This is a genomic window from Dorea sp. AF24-7LB, from assembly GCF_003478575.1.
GTDB classification, from domain to species: domain Bacteria; phylum Bacillota; class Clostridia; order Lachnospirales; family Lachnospiraceae; genus Dorea_D; species Dorea_D hominis.
The window spans coordinates 51,893-69,864 of record NZ_QUFR01000011.1; the positions used below are offsets into that span (position 1 = coordinate 51,893).

Here is a 17,972-nt window from a genome sequence, read left to right on the forward strand (position 1 = left end):
GCGATAAGATGAAAGCAGAGATTTTACGACTGCTGAAAGAGAGCAGCTCTTATATATCCGGGCAGCAGCTTTGTGATCATTTTCAGGTGTCAAGGACTGCAGTCTGGAAAGTAATGGAACAGTTAAAAAAAGAAGGTTACACGATTGAGGCGGTACGCAATAAAGGCTACCGCCTTCTAGATAGTCCGGATGTTTTGTCAAAAGCAGAAATTGAAAGTCTGGTTACGACAAAATGGGCGGGCAGACAGGTTGTTTACTACGACGAGACGGATTCCACAAATAATCAGGCGAAAGCGGCGGGTGAGAAAGGTGAAGTACACGGTACACTGTTTGTCGCAGATCGACAGACTGCCGGTAAAGGAAGACGCGGACGTGGCTGGGAGTCACCGTCTGGGAACAGTGTTTCCATGACTATTTTATTAAGACCGGAGATACCGCCGGTGAAAGCACCGATGCTGACACTTGTAATGGCGCTTGCGGTAGCAGATGGAATCAGGGATGCGCTTGGTGTGGACGCGGGAATCAAGTGGCCGAATGACATCGTACTGAATAAGAAGAAAATCTGCGGAATCCTGACGGAGATGAGTACGGAAATTGATTATATCAATTATGTTGTGATCGGAGTCGGGATCAACGTCAATCAGGAAACATTTCCGGATGAGATCAAAGAGACGGCAACATCTTTGAAGGTGGAGACGGGTAAGCCTGTAAAGCGTGCCGGAGTTATTGCGACGGTTATGGAAAGATTTGAACAATATTATGAACAGTTTGTGCAGCGGGAAGATTTGTCCGGAATCCGGGAGGCATATGAAGCGTGTCTGGTTAATCGTGACCGGGATGTGCGGGTATTGGATCCGGCGGGAGCATATGAAGCACACGCAAAAGGAATTAACGATACCGGTGAGCTGATCGTAGTTCTGCCGGATGGCACTGAGCGTGAAATCTATGCCGGAGAAGTGTCTGTGCGAGGAATCTACGGATATGTATAGACAGCCGGGACAAACTGTTGTAAAATAGCGGAGGTATTATGTACGAAGAGAAAATCGTCCTTTGTGGGGCAAATTCTTATGAAGAAAAATATTATCTGAATCCTGATTTTTCAGGACTACCGGATCATATCAAAGACGAACTGAAAATCATGTGTGTGTTATATGTACACGACGTAGGTGGCATACTGACACTGGTCTATGAAGAAAACGGAGAGTTGTGTTTTGAAGTGACATCTGAAGAGGGAGATCCGATGTTTGATGATATTGGAAGCCAGTTGAAAATCAAACAGCTTCAGAGAGAAAAACAGGAATTACTGCAGTCGCTGCAGTTATATTACAAAGTGTTCTTCCTGGGAGAAGAGCTGTAGGAGGAAAATATGTTATTAGTTATAGATGCGGGAAATACAAACATTACACTCGGCATTTTTTCGGAAGACAAGATCTCCGGTACTTTCCGTATGAAGGCAAAACAGCCGCGTACATCAGATGAATATGGAATCACATTGCGTGAATTGGTGGAAAGACATGGAATTGAAGGCGAACAGATTACAGACGTAATTATCGCCTCTGTAGTTCCGGATATCATGCATTCTTTAGGAAGCGCAATTATTAAATATTTTGGCGTAAAACCGATGGTCGTTTCAGCAGGAATTAAGACCGGAATCCGTATCGTTACAGAGAATCCGAGACAGGTAGGGGCTGATCGTATCGTGGATGCGGTTGCAGCATATACATTATTTGGAGGACCTGTTATTGTTGTAGATTTTGGAACAGCGACAACGTATGATATTGTCGGAGCAGATGGCACATTTGAAGCAGGTGTGATTGCTCCGGGAATCCGCACTTCCGCGCAGGCATTGTGGGGTGAGGCAGATATGCTGCCGGCGATCGAGATTAAGAAACCGGCATCTATTTTGGCGAAAGAGACGATTTCGGCAATGCAGGGCGGTCTGGTCTACGGACAGATCGGACAGACAGAATATATCATCAATCAGTTGAAAAAAGAGTCTGGTTATGAGAATGCAAAAGTCGTTGCGACCGGAGGACTTGGAAAAATCATTGCTGCAGAGACAGATACGATTGATGTGTATGATCCTCAGCTGACTTTAAAAGGACTTCATATTATTTATCAAAAGAACAGGAAACGTTAAGCATGAAGATTGGAGAAGTAAAGCTTGAAAATCCATATATCCTCGCACCGATGGCGGGGGTTACAGACCTGCCCTTCCGTTTGCTCTGCAAAGAGCAGGGGGCAGGGCTTTTATGTATGGAGATGATCAGTGCGAAAGCACTGCAATATAAGAATAAAAATACAAAGACTTTATTGGCGATTCATCCGGAAGAATATCCGGTTTCATTGCAACTGTTCGGATCGGAGCCGGATATCATCAGTGAGATCGCGAAAATGATCGAACCACTTCCATTTCAGATCCTGGATATCAATATGGGCTGCCCGGTACCGAAGATCGTGAAGAACGGAGAAGGTTCTGCACTTATGTTAAGACCGGAGCTTGTCTATGAGATTGTGTCAAAGACGGCAAAAGCAATAAAGAAACCTGTGACAGTGAAGATCAGAAAAGGATTTGACGATGCGCATATTAATGCAGTGGAGATTGCAAAAGTTGCAGAAGAAGCAGGAGCAAAAGCAGTAGCCGTACATGGAAGAACAAGAGAGCAGTATTATTCCGGAAAAGCAGACTGGGATATTATAAGACAGGTTAAAGCAGCAGTGTCTATTCCGGTTATCGGAAACGGTGATGTGACAACCGGAGAGCAGGCAATCCGGATGCGGGAAGAAACCGGCTGTGATGGCGTAATGATCGGACGAGGCGCCCAGGGAAATCCATGGATTTTCAGAGAACTTCTGGAATACGAAAAGACTGGAAAACTGCCGGAACGTCCTTCGCCGGAAGTGATTCGCGAGACAATGCTAAGACATGCGAGACTTCAGATGGAGTACAAGGGTGACTTTATCGGTATCCGCGAGATGCGAAAACACGTTGCTTGGTATACGAAAGGAATGAAAGGCTCATCCAAATTAAGAGATGAAATCAACCGGACAGAATCTTACGAAGAATTGGAAGCACTTCTTTATGAGAAGATCAAATAATGATAGCTACTTTATTACACCGCATTGATAGTGTGGTAAATATATACAAAAATCCTCCTGAAAATTATTGCTTTTCGAAGCGATTGTTTAAAAATTAACAAATATGTTAAAAAAATACCAAAAGTAATTGACAAAATATTAACGAGTATGTATAGTATGAAACATAGAAAGAAATCACATATACCATTTACAGGAGGATCAGAAGATGGCAAAGAAAAAAGAGACAGTACCAACAATCATTGATAGCGTGGAAACTCTTGAAGCAAAAATGAAAGCGATGAGAGAAGCACAGAAGATCTTTGCTACATACACGCAGGAACAAGTTGATAAGATTTTCTTCGAAGCAGCAATGGCAGCCAATAAGATGCGTATCCCTCTTGCGAAACAGGCAGTCGAAGAAACAGGTCGTGGAATCGTTGAAGATAAGGTTATTAAAAACCATTACGCAGCAGAATATATTTATAACGCATACAAGAATACAAAAACCTGTGGCGTGATCGAAGAAGATAAAGCATATGGAATTAAGAAGATTGCAGAACCAATCGGACTGGTTGCGGCAGTTATTCCTACAACAAACCCGACATCAACAGCAATTTTCAAAACACTGATCTGCTTGAAGACAAGAAATGCAATCATCATTAGTCCACATCCGGCAGCTAAGGCATCTACAATTGCAGCAGCAAAAGTTGTTCTGGATGCGGCAGTGAAAGCAGGAGCACCGGAAGGAATCATCGGATGGATCGATACACCTTCACTGGAGCTGACGAATACCGTTATGAGAGATGCAGATATTATTCTTGCAACCGGCGGACCTGGAATGGTAAAAGCAGCATATTCTTCCGGCAAACCGGCACTCGGAGTTGGAGCTGGTAATACACCGGTTATTATTGATGACACAGCAGATGTAAGGATGGCAGTAAACTCCATCATTCATTCTAAGACATTTGATAATGGTATGATCTGTGCATCTGAGCAGTCTGTAACTGTACTGGACAGCATTTATGATGAAGTAAAGAAAGAATTTGCATACCGTGGATGTTATTTCCTGAAACCAGGCGAAGAGCTTGATAAAGTTCGTAAGACAATCATCATCAACGGCGCATTGAACAATAAGATCCCTGGAAAGTCTGCTTACGAGATTGCAAAACTGGCAGGTGTAAAAGTTCCGGAAAATACAAAGATCCTGATCGGTGAAGTAGAATCCGTTGATATTTCAGAAGAATTTGCACACGAGAAATTATCTCCGGTACTCGCAATGTACAGAGCAAAGACATTTGATGAGGCACTTGGAAAAGCAGCTCAGCTTGTAGCTGACGGTGGATATGGACATACAGCTTCTTTATATGTGCATCCGGCACAGACAGAAAAGATTGCAAAGCATGCAGCAGCAATGAAGACATGCCGAATCCTTATTAATACACCATCTTCACACGGTGGAATCGGTGATCTGTACAACTTCAAACTTGCTCCGTCCCTCACACTTGGATGTGGTTCATGGGGTGGAAACTCTGTATCAGAGAACGTAGGCGTAAAACATTTGATCAACATTAAGACGGTAGCTGAGAGGAGAGAGAACATGCTGTGGTTCAGAACACCTGAGAAAGTATACTTTAAGAAAGGCTGTATGCCGGTAGCACTGGATGAACTTGGAACCGTAATGCATAAGAAAAAAGCATTTATCGTAACCGACAGCTTCTTATATAAAAATGGATATGTAAAACCGATTGAAAAGAAACTGGATGAGATGGGAATTCAGCACACATGCTTCTATGAAGTAGCACCGGATCCGACATTACAGTGTGCACAGAAAGGTGCAGACCAGATGCGCGCATTTGAGCCGGATACAATCATCGCACTCGGTGGTGGATCTGCAATGGATGCCGGAAAGATTATGTGGGTGATGTATGAACATCCAGAAGCAAACTTTGAAGACATGGCAATGGATTTCATGGATATCCGTAAGAGAGTATTTACATTCCCGAAAATGGGAGAGAAGGCATATTTCGTAGCAATTCCTACATCTTCTGGAACAGGATCTGAGGTGACACCTTTCGCGATCATCACAGATGCAGAGACTGGTGTAAAATGGCCGATTGCTGACTACGAACTGCTTCCGAATATGGCAATCGTAGATGTTGACAATGCAATGACAGCTCCAAAAGGACTGACAAGTGCATCCGGTATTGATGTTATGACACATGCGATCGAGGCATATGTATCTATCATGGCAACAGATTATACTGATGGTCTTGCTATGAAAGCAGTGAAAATGGTATTTGAAAACCTGCCATCTGCTTATGAAAACGGAGCAAATGATCCGATTGCAAGAGAACATATGGCAAATGCTTCCTGCATGGCTGGTATGGCATTTGCAAATGCATTCCTTGGACTGAACCACTCAATGGCTCATAAATTAGGAGCGTTCCACCATCTGCCACACGGTGTTGCAAACGCAGTTATTTTAACAGAAGTTATGCGATATAATGCAGCAGAAGTACCGACAAAGATGGGAACATTTTCTCAGTACCAGTATCCACACGCACTTGCCCGCTATGCAGAGCTTGGACGTTTCGCAGGATGCCAGGGAAATACAGATGAAGAAGTATTTGAAAACTTCCTTGCAAAACTGGAAGTACTCAAAGAGAAGATCGGTATCAAGAAGACGATCAAAGACTATGGTATCGATGAGAAATACTTCCTTGATACATTAGATGAGATGACAGAGCAGGCATTTAACGATCAGTGTACAGCAGCTAACCCAAGATATCCACTGATGAAAGAGATCAAAGAAATGTATCTGAAATGCTACTATGGTAAATAAAACTGTAGTAAATAAGAACAAATAACGGTAGTCAGCCGGGATGTGAATTTTGTATGTGATTTCTATAAAATTCATATTCCGGCTTTCTTTACTTTTCAAGGCCGTGCTGTGTTGCTATAATTGACATATACCTGCCGCTGACCGGAGCGTCAGTTTTAACTGTAAGGCTGAGGGACAGCGCCAATTTTATGGCAGAAAGTCAACGCCGGTGAAGTCCTTTACATCCGCTGCCGTTCCTGACAGGAGGCGACTTCTTATGAACTATCTGTAAAGAAAACAGAGAAGAAGCTGGATACCACAAATTATGAGCACGCCAAAGCTGTGCGCAGTACAACAAAGGTGAGTCAGGATGTAAATTTTGTATGTGATTTCTATAAAATTTACATCTTGACTTTCTTTTTTTGATATGTTATAAATATGGCATACATGGTGTGTAACTGAGTAAGCAGGCATTAACTGTGCATAAGTATTTTGATATTTATGTAGGGGTAATGTCTTTTTTTTGCTGTATATATGATACTTTGTTTTTCTTGCATAAACCTCTCTGAAAAGATGTCCACTCGCGCGAAGCGGAGAATTCTCCTATATAAATGTTAAAAACGGATACACTATAACAAGAAACTAAAGGAGAAGAAAAACTATGAAAGACAAAATTTTCGGAGTTTTGCAGAGAGTAGGAAGATCCTTCATGCTTCCGATCGCAATTCTTCCGGTAGCGGGACTGCTGCTCGGGCTTGGTGGATCGTTCACCAATGAAACAATGTTGAAAACGTATGGACTGATGAAGATTATGGGACCGGGTACGGTGCTGAACTTGATCCTGCAGGTTATGAGTGCAGCCGGAAATATTATTTTCACGAATCTGCCGGTGATTTTTGCAATGGGTGTTGCAATCGGTATGGCAAAGAAAGAGAAAGAAGTTGCAGCACTTGCATCTGTAATCTCATTTTTTATCATGCACGCTTCCATCGGGGCGCTGATTACGGCAAACGGTGGAGCAGACGCGATGTTAGAAGGAGCAGTTGCAGATGTATGTGGAATCACTTCCCTGCAGATGGGTGTGTTCGGTGGAATTATCGTAGGGCTTGGAGTTGCGGCGCTGCATAACCGCTTTTATAAGATCGAACTTCCGCAAGTGTTATCATTCTTTGGCGGAACGAGATTTGTACCGATCATTTCCGGTCTGGTCTATGTAGGAGTCGGAATTTTAATGTTCTTTGTATGGCCGGTGATCCAGTCTGGTATTTACCACATCGGAGATCTTGTTTTGAAATCCGGATATGCAGGAACATGGATTTACGGATTTATGGAGCGTCTGCTGATCCCGTTTGGATTGCATCATGTATTCTATCTTCCATTCTGGCAGACTGCTGTAGGCGGAACATTAGAGGTGGCTGGAAAAACTATCGAAGGTGCACAGAATATTTTCTTTGCACAGCTTGCAGATCCGTCTGTAAAACATTTTGCAGTATCTGCGACAAGATTTATGAGTGGAAAATTCCCACTTATGATCTTTGGATTGCCGGGAGCCGCGCTTGCAATGTATAAGACAGCAAAACCGGAAAAGAAGAAAGCAGTTGCAGGTTTATTATTATCCGCAGCCCTGACTTCTATGCTGACAGGAATTACAGAGCCACTGGAATTTACATTCTTATTTGTTGCACCGGTGCTGTATGGAATTCACTGTGTATTCGCAGGACTTGCTTATATGCTGATGCACGTCTTTAAAGTCGGTGTCGGAATGACATTCTCCGGTGGACTGATCGATATGTTCCTGTTTGGAATTTTACAGGGAAATGAAAAGACAAACTGGATCTGGATCGTGATCGTCGGAGTTGGATATTTTATCGTTTATTATTTCTTGTTTAGTTTCCTGATCAAGAAAATGGATATGAAAACACCGGGACGTGACGATGTGGAAGAAGTAAAGCTTTATACGAGAGCAGATGTCAACGCAAGAAAAGAAGGTGCAGCAGCAAATCCAGAGGATGCAGTATCAGAAGGAATTCTTGTAGGACTTGGTGGAAAGAAAAATATTTCTGACGTAGACTGCTGTGCGACAAGACTTCGCTGCACAGTTTATAAACCGGAGCTTGTACAGGATAGCATTTTGAAAGCGACAGGAGCTTCCGGAGTGGTTCATAAAGGAAATGGAGTGCAGATCATTTACGGACCGAAAGTTACAGTGATCAAGTCAAACTTTGAAGACTATTTAGAAACAGCACCGGACGAAGAAATCGTTCCGCAGGCAGAAGAAGTTGCTGTAACAAAAGAAGAAAATACAACTGCAGAAAATGAAACAAAAGAAGTAAAAGAGACAATTATCGTGTCCAGTCCGATCACAGGTCTGGCAGCCGACCTGTCTACTGCACCGGATGAAGGATTTGCCGGACGCATGATGGGAGATGGAGCAGTTGTGACACCGGAAAATGCGCAGATTGTTGCGCCGGAGGACGGAGAAGTCGTGTTTGTATTTGATACGAAACATGCAATTGGATTTTTAACTGACAGTGGCTTATCTTTATTGCTTCATATCGGAATTGATACAGTAAGCCTGAACGGTGAAGGCTTCCAGGTATTTGTAGAAAATGGACAGAAAGTGAAAAAGGGCGAAAAACTGATGGAAATTGATATTGATTTTCTGAAAGCACATGCCCCGTCTCTGTGTTCGCCGGTCCTTTGTACAGAACTGGAAGATAATGACAAGGTAAGACTTCTGGCAGAAGGCGCGATCAAAGCCGGAGAACCATTATTTGCAATAGACAGATATTAAGAAACCCGTTGGAGGATCCAACATTATATAAAGAAAAATGAAAAAAGGAGATTAAACAAATGAAAGAATTTATGTACACAGTAAAAGACGAACAGGGAATCCATGCAAGACCGGCAGGAATGCTTGTGAAAGAGGCAAAAAAATACGAAAGTAAGATTACGATTTACAAAGATGAAAAATCTGCAGAAGTCACAAGATTGATGGCTTTAATGGCACTGGGAATCAAATGCGGACAGGAAGTACGTGTGACAGCAGAAGGACCGGATGAAGAAGCGGCAGCAGATGGAATCAAAGCATTTTTGGAGGCAAATCTGTAAAAGTTTGCAGAATGCAAAAGAGTGGAAAATATCGTTGAGGTAAAAACTATGGCACAGGAATATAAAGGAAAACCGGTATTCAAGGGCATTGCCCTTGGACCGGTTACAGTCCTTAAAAAACAGGATGTACAGGTAAAAAGAGAAAAAGCAGGGGATCCGGAATCGGAGATTAAAAAAGTAGAAGAAGCAGTTGAAACATCGAAAGAACAGCTTCAGCATTTATATGAAAAAGCATTAAGTGAGGTTGGCGAAGCGAGTGCGGCAATTTTTGAAGTGCATCAGATGATGCTGGAAGATGAAGATTATCAGGATGCCATCCGCAATATGATCCGTACAGAAAGAGTCAGTGCTTCTTATGCCGTCGCAGTGACAGGTGATAATTTTGCAGAGATGTTTGCGGCAATGGATGATGATTACATGCAGGCAAGAGCTGCGGATGTCAAAGATATTTCTAATCGTCTGGTTGAGAATTTAAATGGAAACAGCATAGGAATGGAAGCAGGAGAGGAAGCATCTATTATTGTTGCAGATGATCTTACGCCGAGTGAGACCGTGCAGTTGGATAAGGAGAAAATTCTTGGATTTGTAACTGTACATGGCTCTTCCAATTCCCATACGGCAATTCTTGCGAGAATGATGAATATTCCGGCAATGATCGGAACAGAAATGGATCTGGATAAACTGGAAAATGGAATGACCGCTGTCCTGGATGCGTTTGCAGGAACATTTATTACAGAGCCGACAGAAGAACAGTGTGCGGCTGCAAAGGAAAAGATGCAGGAGGAAGAGGAAAAAGAAGCACTTCTGCAAAAATACAAAGGAAAAGAAACCTGTACGAAAAATGGAAAAAAAGTACATCTGTATGCAAATATCGGAAACGTGGGCGATATTCCTTCCGTACTGGAAAATGATGCAGAAGGTGTTGGCCTGTTCCGGAGTGAGTTTTTGTATCTGGGAAGAGAAGATTTTCCGACGGAGGAAGAGCAGTTTCGTGCATACCGTCAGGTATTACAGACAATGGCGGGAAAGAAAGTGATTATCCGTACACTGGACATTGGAGCAGATAAACAGGTGGATTATTTTGGACTGGGTGAAGAAGAAAACCCGGCAATGGGATATCGTGCCATCCGTATCTGCCTGAAACAGCCGGAAATCTTCAAAACACAGCTTCGTGCACTTCTTCGCGCAGCGGTATATGGGAACTTGTCTGTGATGTATCCAATGATTATATCGGAAGAGGAAGTTGCCAAAATCCAGAAAATTGTAAAAGAAGTAGAAAACGAATTGACAAAAGAGGGAGTTCCATATCAGATTCCGGAACAGGGAATTATGATTGAAACACCGGCAGCAGTGATGGTCAGCGATGAACTGGCGCAGATGGTTGATTTCTTCAGTATCGGAACGAATGATCTGACGCAGTATACGATGGCAATCGACCGTCAGAATGCAAAGCTGGATGATTTTTATAATGCCCATCACAAGGCAATTATCCGTATGATCCGAATGGTGACAGAAAATGCGCACAAACATGGAAAATGGGTTGGAATCTGCGGTGAGCTTGGCGCAGATCTGGAATTGACGGATACTTTTATGGAAATTGGCGTGGATGAACTTTCCGTAGCACCGTCTATGGTGTTAAAACTTCGAAAACAGATTTGTGAATATGAAGGATATATGTTAGACTAGGAATAGTGAAGGAAATCTGTCAAAGGCAGATAAAGGTAGGAAAAACATGTATCGTATTAGCAAAGTGTTAAATCACAATGGTGTGATCGTAATTGACCTGAATGATCAGAAAGAATATGTTCTACTCGGGAAAGGAGCAGGATTTGGAAGAAAAATCGGTGAACGGATGGAGAAACCGGAAACCTGCACCGTTTATTCCCTGCAGGAAACATCTTCTAAAGGTGACGCGGCAGATTTGATCAAAAGTGTAGCACCGGAGTATTTTCAGATGGCGAATCAGATCCTGAATGCAGCGGAGGAACAATTTGGAAAAGTAGACAGAAGTATTTTATTCCCGATAGCAGATCATATTGCATTTGCTGTAGAGCGAATTAAACGCGGTGAGCAGATATCGAATCCATTGACGGAAGATATACAGGCTTTATTTTACAGTGAATTTAAGATTGCCTGCATGCTGAAAGAGATGCTGAAAAAGGAAAAAAATATAGAGATCGATGATGATGAAGTCGGTTATGTGGCGCTTCATATTCATTCTGCGTTGGAAGAGGAGTCGGTTTCTGTTTCGATGCAAATGGCGAGAGCTGTGCGAGAGTGTGTATCCCTGATTGAAGAAAAGAAAGGTATCCATATTAATATTATTTCACTGAGTTATAACCGTCTTATGAATCATGTCAAATATATGGTGGCAAGAGCGCTTAACGGAGAATCTTTGAAAATTAACATGAATGATTATGTAGAGTATAAGTTTCCAGAATCATATGCACTGGCGAAGACTGTCTGTGAGCATATGAGCAAGGCGCTCCGGGTAACTCTGGAAGATATGGAGATCGGTTATCTTGCCATGCACATTGAGCGTGTGAGCATGGGTGAGGAATCATAATATAGAAATAATAAAAAGCAGAAGGCAGCCTGTCCGGTGGGCAGGAAGTCCTTCTGCTTTTTGTTATCTCGTCTCTGTTGCCATAGCAGCCGGAGAAAACTGTCGGTGGCAGGAACTGTGGTGTGCTTGACAAACACAGGCAGGGATAGTAAGATTCATATGGATTAACAGAATGAAAATGGTCGTCTGTACAGATGCAGGAAAATACAGAAGCCCGAACAGATTTTGCAGTGGCTTATTATATTTTTCAAGGAACATGCGGTGAGATTCCGCCACAGACTTTATCCCTACTGTAATCAGGACGAAAGCGTCAGATCCATTGAGAACGAGAGATTCTTGAGAAGGGACGTGAGTAGGTTGGAACTGCGAGACAGGATACAGGTATCTGGAGATCATAAAAGAGAAGTCCGGAGGCATGAAGACGGAGGCTTATTTTTTATACTTATTTATAATAGTTTATAACAGGTTAGAAGGTCTGATTCTGAATGAGTTTGTTTGTAAGCAGAGGAGGCAGGCAGATATATTGGGGATAAAAAGTAAGAACAAGGTGGAAAAATGATAAAAATAAAACAGAAATTGTGGAAAATCACAGCGATATTGAGCGTTTGTCTGCTGCTGGCAGGATGTGCACAGGAGACACCGGACAGAGCCGGATCTTCAAAGACCGGTGAAGAAAAGATGGATGTATCTGTGGAAATCCGTTGTGATACGGCGATTAAAAAGGGTCTGACAAAACAGAAAAAGTGGAAAGGTGTGCTGCCGAAAGATGGCTGCATGCTGAAAAAGGAAAAAATGCAGGTGAAGAAGGGCAGTTCCGTATTTGATCTGCTCTGCGAAGTGCAGGATGCCAAAGGAATACAGATGGAATATTCCGGCGGCAAAAAGACAGCCTATATTCAGGGAATCGGCAACCTGTATGAACAGGACGGTGGACGTTGGAGCGGTTGGATGTACAGTGTGAACGGCAAATATGCAAAAGTAAGCTGTGGTGAATATACATTAAAAGATGGCGATGAAGTGCAATGGAATTACAGTTGTGATCTTGGTGCTGATCTGAAAGGAACCGATAAAGAGAAAGCAAAAGAGTGGAAGGAAAAGAATGAGTAGTTTTGAAGAATTACACCCGGCATGTTTATTTTCATATTTCGTGGCAGTGATGGTACTGTTTTTTCTCTGCCATCATCCGCTGGCAATGGTGCTGGCGTGTGCATGTGCACTGTTTTTTCTATATAATATAGAAGGAAGACGTGCATTTTCGTGGTGTAAATGGATGCTTCCAGTCGTGCTTTTTATAGCGGTTGTCAATCCGCTTCTGAATCACAGAGGTGTGACACGGTTATTCAAACTTGGAAATCAGTGGATCACACTGGAAGCGTTTGGGTATGGTTTGACATCGGGCTTGTCGATGGCGGCGATTATTTTATGGTTTGCCTGTTATCAGAAAGTGATGACAAATGATAAATTTCTTTATCTTTTTGGGAAAATTGCTCCATCCAGCGCACTCCTTATTACAATGGCATGGAATTATATCCCGGATCTGACTAAAAAAATGAAAGAGATCCGTGACAGTCAGAAGATGTTAAAAGGAACGGAAGAAGAGCGTGGGTGGAAACAGATACTTTCACGGACAAAGGACGCACTGCAGACAGTTACGGTACTGCTTGGGTGGAGCCTGGAAAATGTAGTGGAGCAGGCGGATTCTATGAAAGCAAGAGGTTACGGACTGCGAAAAAGAACAACATTTCATCTGTTCCGGTTTGAACAAAAAGATATTTTCTTTTCAGGCATAGTGGGTGTAATCGTGATTTTTTGTTTCGTACTCCGGGGCATGGGATGTATGACGATGGAATTTTACCCGCAGATACAAAGTGGAGGAAGCAAAAAAGCAAATATTTTGTTTCTTGTTTTATTTTTGATACTTCTCGGAATCCCGGGACTGATACAATGGAAGGAAGAAAAAGCATGGAACTCTTACGATTTGAAGGGGTAGGTTTTACTTATCCGGAAGCGGAACAAAAAGCGTTAGATGAACTTACCTTTTCGATGGGAGAAGGAGAGTTTCTTGTTGTGTGCGGGGCATCCGGGTGTGGAAAGACAACACTTCTGCGGATGGCGAAGCCACAGATGCAGCCGGCAGGAAAATTTGCAGGAAATATTTATTATAAGAATAAGCCATTGCAGGAGTTTGACGAACAGATCAGTGCATTTCGCATTGGGTATGTGCAGCAGAATCCGGACAATCAGATCGTGACGGATACGGTGTGGCATGAATTGGCATTTGGACTGGAAAATGCGGCATTGCCGGTACAGACGATCCGCCGGCGGGTGAGTGAGATGGCGAGCTTTTTCGGCATGGAGACATTGTTTCACAGAAAGACATGCGAATTGTCCGGTGGACAGAAGCAGATGTTAAATCTTGCCTCTGTGATGGTGATGAATCCGGAACTTCTGCTCCTGGACGAGCCGACCAGTATGCTGGATCCTCTGGCGGCATCTAATTTATTGCAGATGGTTCACAAGATCAATCGGGAGCTGGGCGTTGCGGTACTTTTGTGTGAACACCGGCTGGAAGAAGTATTTCTGATGGCAGACCGTGTTCTTCTGATGGAAAATGGAAAGAAAAAAGCACTGAAAACACCGCAGAAGCTGGCAGAGATGCTGAGCTTTTCAATGGAAGAGGAGAACGATGAGCATACATCAAGAATCTATGAAGGACTTCCGGCAGCAGTACGGATATTTAAGGAATTAAAGAAAAGAGGAATCTATGACAGTGGGAAGCCGTTGCCACTTACAATCCGGGATGGCAGACTTGCTCTGGCGGAGGTGCTGACTGACAGATGTAATAGACAGTCTGATATGAAATATAGCGGAACAAGAAAAGCAGATAAAAAAGATTCACACATCGTCCTGCGTGCGAAGGAAGTCTGGTTCCGGTATGAGAGAAGCGGAGTGGACATTTTAAGGAGTCTGGATCTGTCTTTATATAAAGGAGAAATGTTTGCTCTTCTTGGCGGAAACGGAGCCGGGAAAAGCACATTATTAAAAATACTGACTGGAATTATAAAAGAGCGGCGAGGCAGAGTAATCCGGGAAAAGGGAGAACGTATTGCCATGCTCCCGCAAAGTCCGCAAGTACTTTTCCAGTATGATACTGTATGGGAAGAACTTCTGGAAAGTGCCGGACAGGATGTAGAACGTGCGAAAGAAATGGCAGAATTTCTGGAGCTTTCAGATAAGATTTCCATGCATCCATATGACTTAAGCGGAGGTGAGATGCAGAGGGCGGCACTTGGAAAGTTGCTGCTTCTGGATGCGAAGATACTGCTTCTGGATGAGCCAACAAAAGGTCTGGATGCATATCTTAAGAAGAAACTTGCAGGCTTACTGAAGAAACTGACACAGGGTGGCATTGCGATTCTCCTTGTAACACACGATCTGGAATTTGCGGCAGCTTATGCCGACCGATGCGGTTTATTGTTTGACGGTCAGGTGCTCTCCGAAGGAGAGCCGCACGCATTTTTTGCGGGAAACCGTTTCTACACAACAGCGGCAAACCAGATTGCCGGGAATGAAATTCCGGAGGCGATTACGTGCGAGGAAGTTGTGCGTGCGGTATTATCACATATGGAAATTTGAAAACGCATAAGTTTATAAAAAATAATATACATTTGCAGTCTTTGCAGTTACCGGCAAAGAGAACAGAAATCAAGGAGAGGAGGAACCCGTATGCAGAAGACAAAACGAAGAAGTGACATAGCAGCAATTTTCACATGTCTGTTGCTTATTATTTCGCTTATTTGCTATACATGGATGATGCGTACGCCTTCGTTCCTTTCTTTAAAAGCAGGAAAGCCGTTCCTGAACTGGATCATGCAAAATTCAGATCTGGCGCTGGCAGTGCTGTTTCTGATTCTGACATCGGTACCGTTCTATCTGACATTTGATAAGAGAAAAGCACAGGCGAGAGATCTCGTGCCGGTTGCTCTGATGGCGGCAATGTGCGTAGTGGGAAGAGCGGCATTTTCCATAGTACCACTTCCGAATTTCAAGCCGGTGACGGCGATCGTAATGATCACAGCGATTGCATTTGGTGCGAAAGCAGGATATCTTACCGGTGCGCTTGCGGCGCTTTTGAGTAATTTTCTGTTCGGGCAGGGACCATGGACACCGTGGCAGATGTTTTCATGGGGGATGATCGGTCTGGTGACCGGACTTCTGTACCGTATCGGTGTATTTGGTACAGTAGGACAGGTGCAGACAGATGAACATGGAAAGAGAAAGAAACCAGTTCGGCTGTGTGTGTTCGGATTTTTCTGCGGAATTGCTTATGGCTGGTTTATGAATCTTCAATATATTATCGGATATGTAGATCCGATCAACTGGAAAACAATCGGACTTGCCTATACGCAGAGTTTGTATTTTGATATCAGTCACGGAGTGTGCACGGCGCTTGTGCTGTATCTGGCAGCAGAACCGTGGACGCGAAAACTAATGAGGATCAGAAGAAAATTTAGTCTGGGAGAGAAATAAATGGATAAGAAACGAATAAAAAAACTGTTGACAGGCATCCTTCCGTTTCTTCTGATTGTTGCACTTTTGTGGATGCTGCCGGGGCAGACTGTGAAACCGAATAATCCGATTTCGGATAAGACAACAAAGTTAAAGACGAATTTTGGAACCGGCGGTCAGTCAGGTAAGAAAAAAGAACAGTTAAAAAATGGAATCGATGACAAAGCGCAGAAGAGCGGAAATGGTTCCGGGACGAAGACGCAGGAGATGTCAAAAGAGAACACCACACAGAAGAAACAGAAAAAGACAAAGAAATCTTCTGGTTCAAAAGCGCAGAAACAGAAAGGAAACCAGGAGACAAAGGGTGATAATGGCAAACCGGACGATAAAGTTCCGGGGAAGAATCCGAATGGAGATAATGATGCAGACAGTGGAAACCATAATCTGAAAAAGCCGGATAACGGAGATAATACCGGAAACAAAGACGGGAAACTGGTGACGGATCTTTACAGCCGGACAATCACTTATTCGGAGCTTACAGAAGATAAGCTGGATTTTTATGCATATTATTCAAAGTCTGATGTAGACGCGAAGATAAAAGTAAATTACAAGCATGAGAATGATACCGGCAACGGAACCTGGCTGAAGTCAGAGAATCAGAAAGATTATCAGGCAACATTAAAGCACGGTAAAAATGTTATTACCATTTACTATACGGATGAAAAAGGAAACCGTGACTGGGCGCAGGCAGTGGTCAATTATGAGGCAGATAAGGCAGATAAAAATAATCCGACAGTAGGAAAGCATCCGCCATTGATAGAGACAAATCTGGATGACGGATTAAATACGATCCATACGTCGGAATTTACATTTACAGTCAGTGCGAAAACATGGGAAGAAAAACGTATTTATTCGAATGCGATCCGTGTAATCATGGATGGAAAAGAAGTGACAAATCCGACCGGCAGTGGTGTATATGAATATGAATTACAGTTTAAACGTCCGAATGTGGGCGATACTTCCGACCATGTGATCACAGTGCTTGCGTGGGACAAAGACGGCAATTCCAAGTATGTGGAATATAAGCTTCGCTACCAGTATCATAATAAAGATGAGAAAATCGGAAGCGTTTCGGTTGTTATTGACGCGACAACCGTGGAATGTGGCGTTGTAGAAGAAGGAACGGTAGATGTAAAAGCCGGAGATACGGCGGCAGAAGCGGTGCTGAAAATGCTGGATGATTACGGGTATGCTTATAATTCCGGCGGTTCTGTAAAACAGGAATTTTATCTGAGCAGCATTGCCCGCGCGGATGCATTTAAAGGTTGTAAGATTGGAGAACGACTGGAAAAATTGCTGAAGCGTGATGGTATTACGTTTACTTCGCCGGGCTCCAGAGACCGGCTGAGCGAATTTGATTTCACAAGAGGTTCGGGATGGTTGTATTTCATAAACGGAAGTTACTGCCCGGGTAAGGCAATGTCTGCATGGAAGTTAAACGGTGGAGAGAAGATCGTGCTCCGCTATACAGTTGCTTATGGAAAAGACGTCGGTGTGACAGCGACAACAGAAGGAACATTATCCGGTTATTGTGCAGTCTGGAGAGACGGTGAGATCATTGAACAGGGACACAGTTATAAAGAGACATCCCGCGTGGAGCCTACAGCGACGAAAGATGGATATGTAGAGTATACATGTAAGCGGTGTGGCGAGACAAAGCGGGAAACACTTCCGGCGACAGGAAACTCTGAGAAACCGGATAAACCAGGTTCTACAGATAAGCCGGATTCATCAGACAAACCAGGTTCCACAGATAAGCCGGATTCATCGGATAAGACGCAGCCGACAGATAAAGAAGAAACAACTGCAGATACACTAAAGTGAGAA

At 43.3% G+C, this 17,972-nt stretch carries 14 protein-coding genes and 1 riboswitch; all 14 genes read left to right on the forward strand.

Annotated elements, in window-relative coordinates:
- Window positions 1-8 precede the first annotated feature (8 nt).
- The 14 genes from DWY31_RS10970 (at window position 9) to DWY31_RS11035 (ending at window position 17,969) form a co-directional block, all read left to right on the forward strand.
- Window positions 9-989, forward strand: coding sequence for a biotin--[acetyl-CoA-carboxylase] ligase (locus DWY31_RS10970; RefSeq protein WP_021860215.1), 981 nt, complete (start codon window positions 9-11; stop codon window positions 987-989).
- Between the two features lie 38 nt (window positions 990-1,027).
- Complete coding sequence (locus DWY31_RS10975; protein WP_021860214.1) at window positions 1,028-1,357, forward strand: DUF6145 family protein; 330 nt, start codon at window positions 1,028-1,030, stop codon at window positions 1,355-1,357.
- Window positions 1,358-1,366: 9 nt separating this feature from the next.
- Window positions 1,367-2,140, forward strand: coding sequence for a type III pantothenate kinase (locus DWY31_RS10980; protein ID WP_021860213.1), 774 nt, complete (start codon window positions 1,367-1,369; stop codon window positions 2,138-2,140).
- Window positions 2,141-2,142: 2 nt separating this feature from the next.
- Window positions 2,143-3,099 carry a tRNA dihydrouridine synthase DusB gene (gene dusB, locus DWY31_RS10985; protein WP_117538314.1) on the forward strand — a complete coding sequence of 319 codons (957 nt, stop codon included), beginning with the start codon at window positions 2,143-2,145 and terminating at the stop codon, window positions 3,097-3,099.
- A gap of 205 nt (window positions 3,100-3,304) precedes the next feature.
- Window positions 3,305-5,920 (forward strand): bifunctional acetaldehyde-CoA/alcohol dehydrogenase, encoded by a 2,616-nt coding sequence (adhE, locus tag DWY31_RS10990; RefSeq protein WP_118520547.1) that lies wholly within the window; start codon window positions 3,305-3,307, stop codon window positions 5,918-5,920.
- 640 nt (window positions 5,921-6,560) lie between these two features.
- Window positions 6,561-8,693 (forward strand): PTS transporter subunit IIABC, encoded by a 2,133-nt coding sequence (locus tag DWY31_RS10995; protein WP_118520549.1) that lies wholly within the window; start codon window positions 6,561-6,563, stop codon window positions 8,691-8,693.
- Between the two features lie 59 nt (window positions 8,694-8,752).
- Window positions 8,753-9,010 (forward strand): HPr family phosphocarrier protein, encoded by a 258-nt coding sequence (locus DWY31_RS11000; protein WP_118520551.1) that lies wholly within the window; start codon window positions 8,753-8,755, stop codon window positions 9,008-9,010.
- 48 nt (window positions 9,011-9,058) lie between these two features.
- On the forward strand, window positions 9,059-10,696 hold the full coding sequence (gene ptsP / locus DWY31_RS11005; protein ID WP_118520553.1) for a phosphoenolpyruvate--protein phosphotransferase: 1,638 nt from the start codon (window positions 9,059-9,061) through the stop codon (window positions 10,694-10,696).
- A 46-nt stretch (window positions 10,697-10,742) separates the two neighbouring features.
- Window positions 10,743-11,576, forward strand: a complete 834-nt coding sequence (locus DWY31_RS11010; protein ID WP_118520555.1) for a PRD domain-containing protein — start codon at window positions 10,743-10,745, stop codon at window positions 11,574-11,576.
- 215 nt (window positions 11,577-11,791) lie between these two features.
- Window positions 11,792-11,976: riboswitch (cobalamin riboswitch) on the forward strand.
- Window positions 11,977-12,131: 155 nt separating this feature from the next.
- Window positions 12,132-12,683 (forward strand): DUF4430 domain-containing protein, encoded by a 552-nt coding sequence (locus DWY31_RS11015; RefSeq protein ID WP_118520557.1) that lies wholly within the window; start codon window positions 12,132-12,134, stop codon window positions 12,681-12,683.
- The gene (locus DWY31_RS11020) at window positions 12,676-13,566 is read left to right on the forward strand and encodes an energy-coupling factor transporter transmembrane component T (protein ID WP_118520559.1); all 891 of its coding nucleotides are present in this window, start codon (window positions 12,676-12,678) and stop codon (window positions 13,564-13,566) included. The genes DWY31_RS11015 and DWY31_RS11020 overlap by 8 nt, the downstream gene beginning before the upstream one ends.
- Window positions 13,539-15,212 (forward strand): ABC transporter ATP-binding protein, encoded by a 1,674-nt coding sequence (locus tag DWY31_RS11025; protein ID WP_118520561.1) that lies wholly within the window; start codon window positions 13,539-13,541, stop codon window positions 15,210-15,212. The genes DWY31_RS11020 and DWY31_RS11025 overlap by 28 nt, the downstream gene beginning before the upstream one ends.
- Before the next feature lie 90 nt (window positions 15,213-15,302).
- Window positions 15,303-16,106 carry an ECF transporter S component gene (locus DWY31_RS11030; protein ID WP_118520563.1) on the forward strand — a complete coding sequence of 268 codons (804 nt, stop codon included), beginning with the start codon at window positions 15,303-15,305 and terminating at the stop codon, window positions 16,104-16,106.
- Complete coding sequence (locus DWY31_RS11035) at window positions 16,107-17,969, forward strand: DUF4430 domain-containing protein (RefSeq protein WP_118520565.1); 1,863 nt, start codon at window positions 16,107-16,109, stop codon at window positions 17,967-17,969. It abuts the gene before it with no gap.
- Window positions 17,970-17,972: the final 3 nt, after the last annotated feature.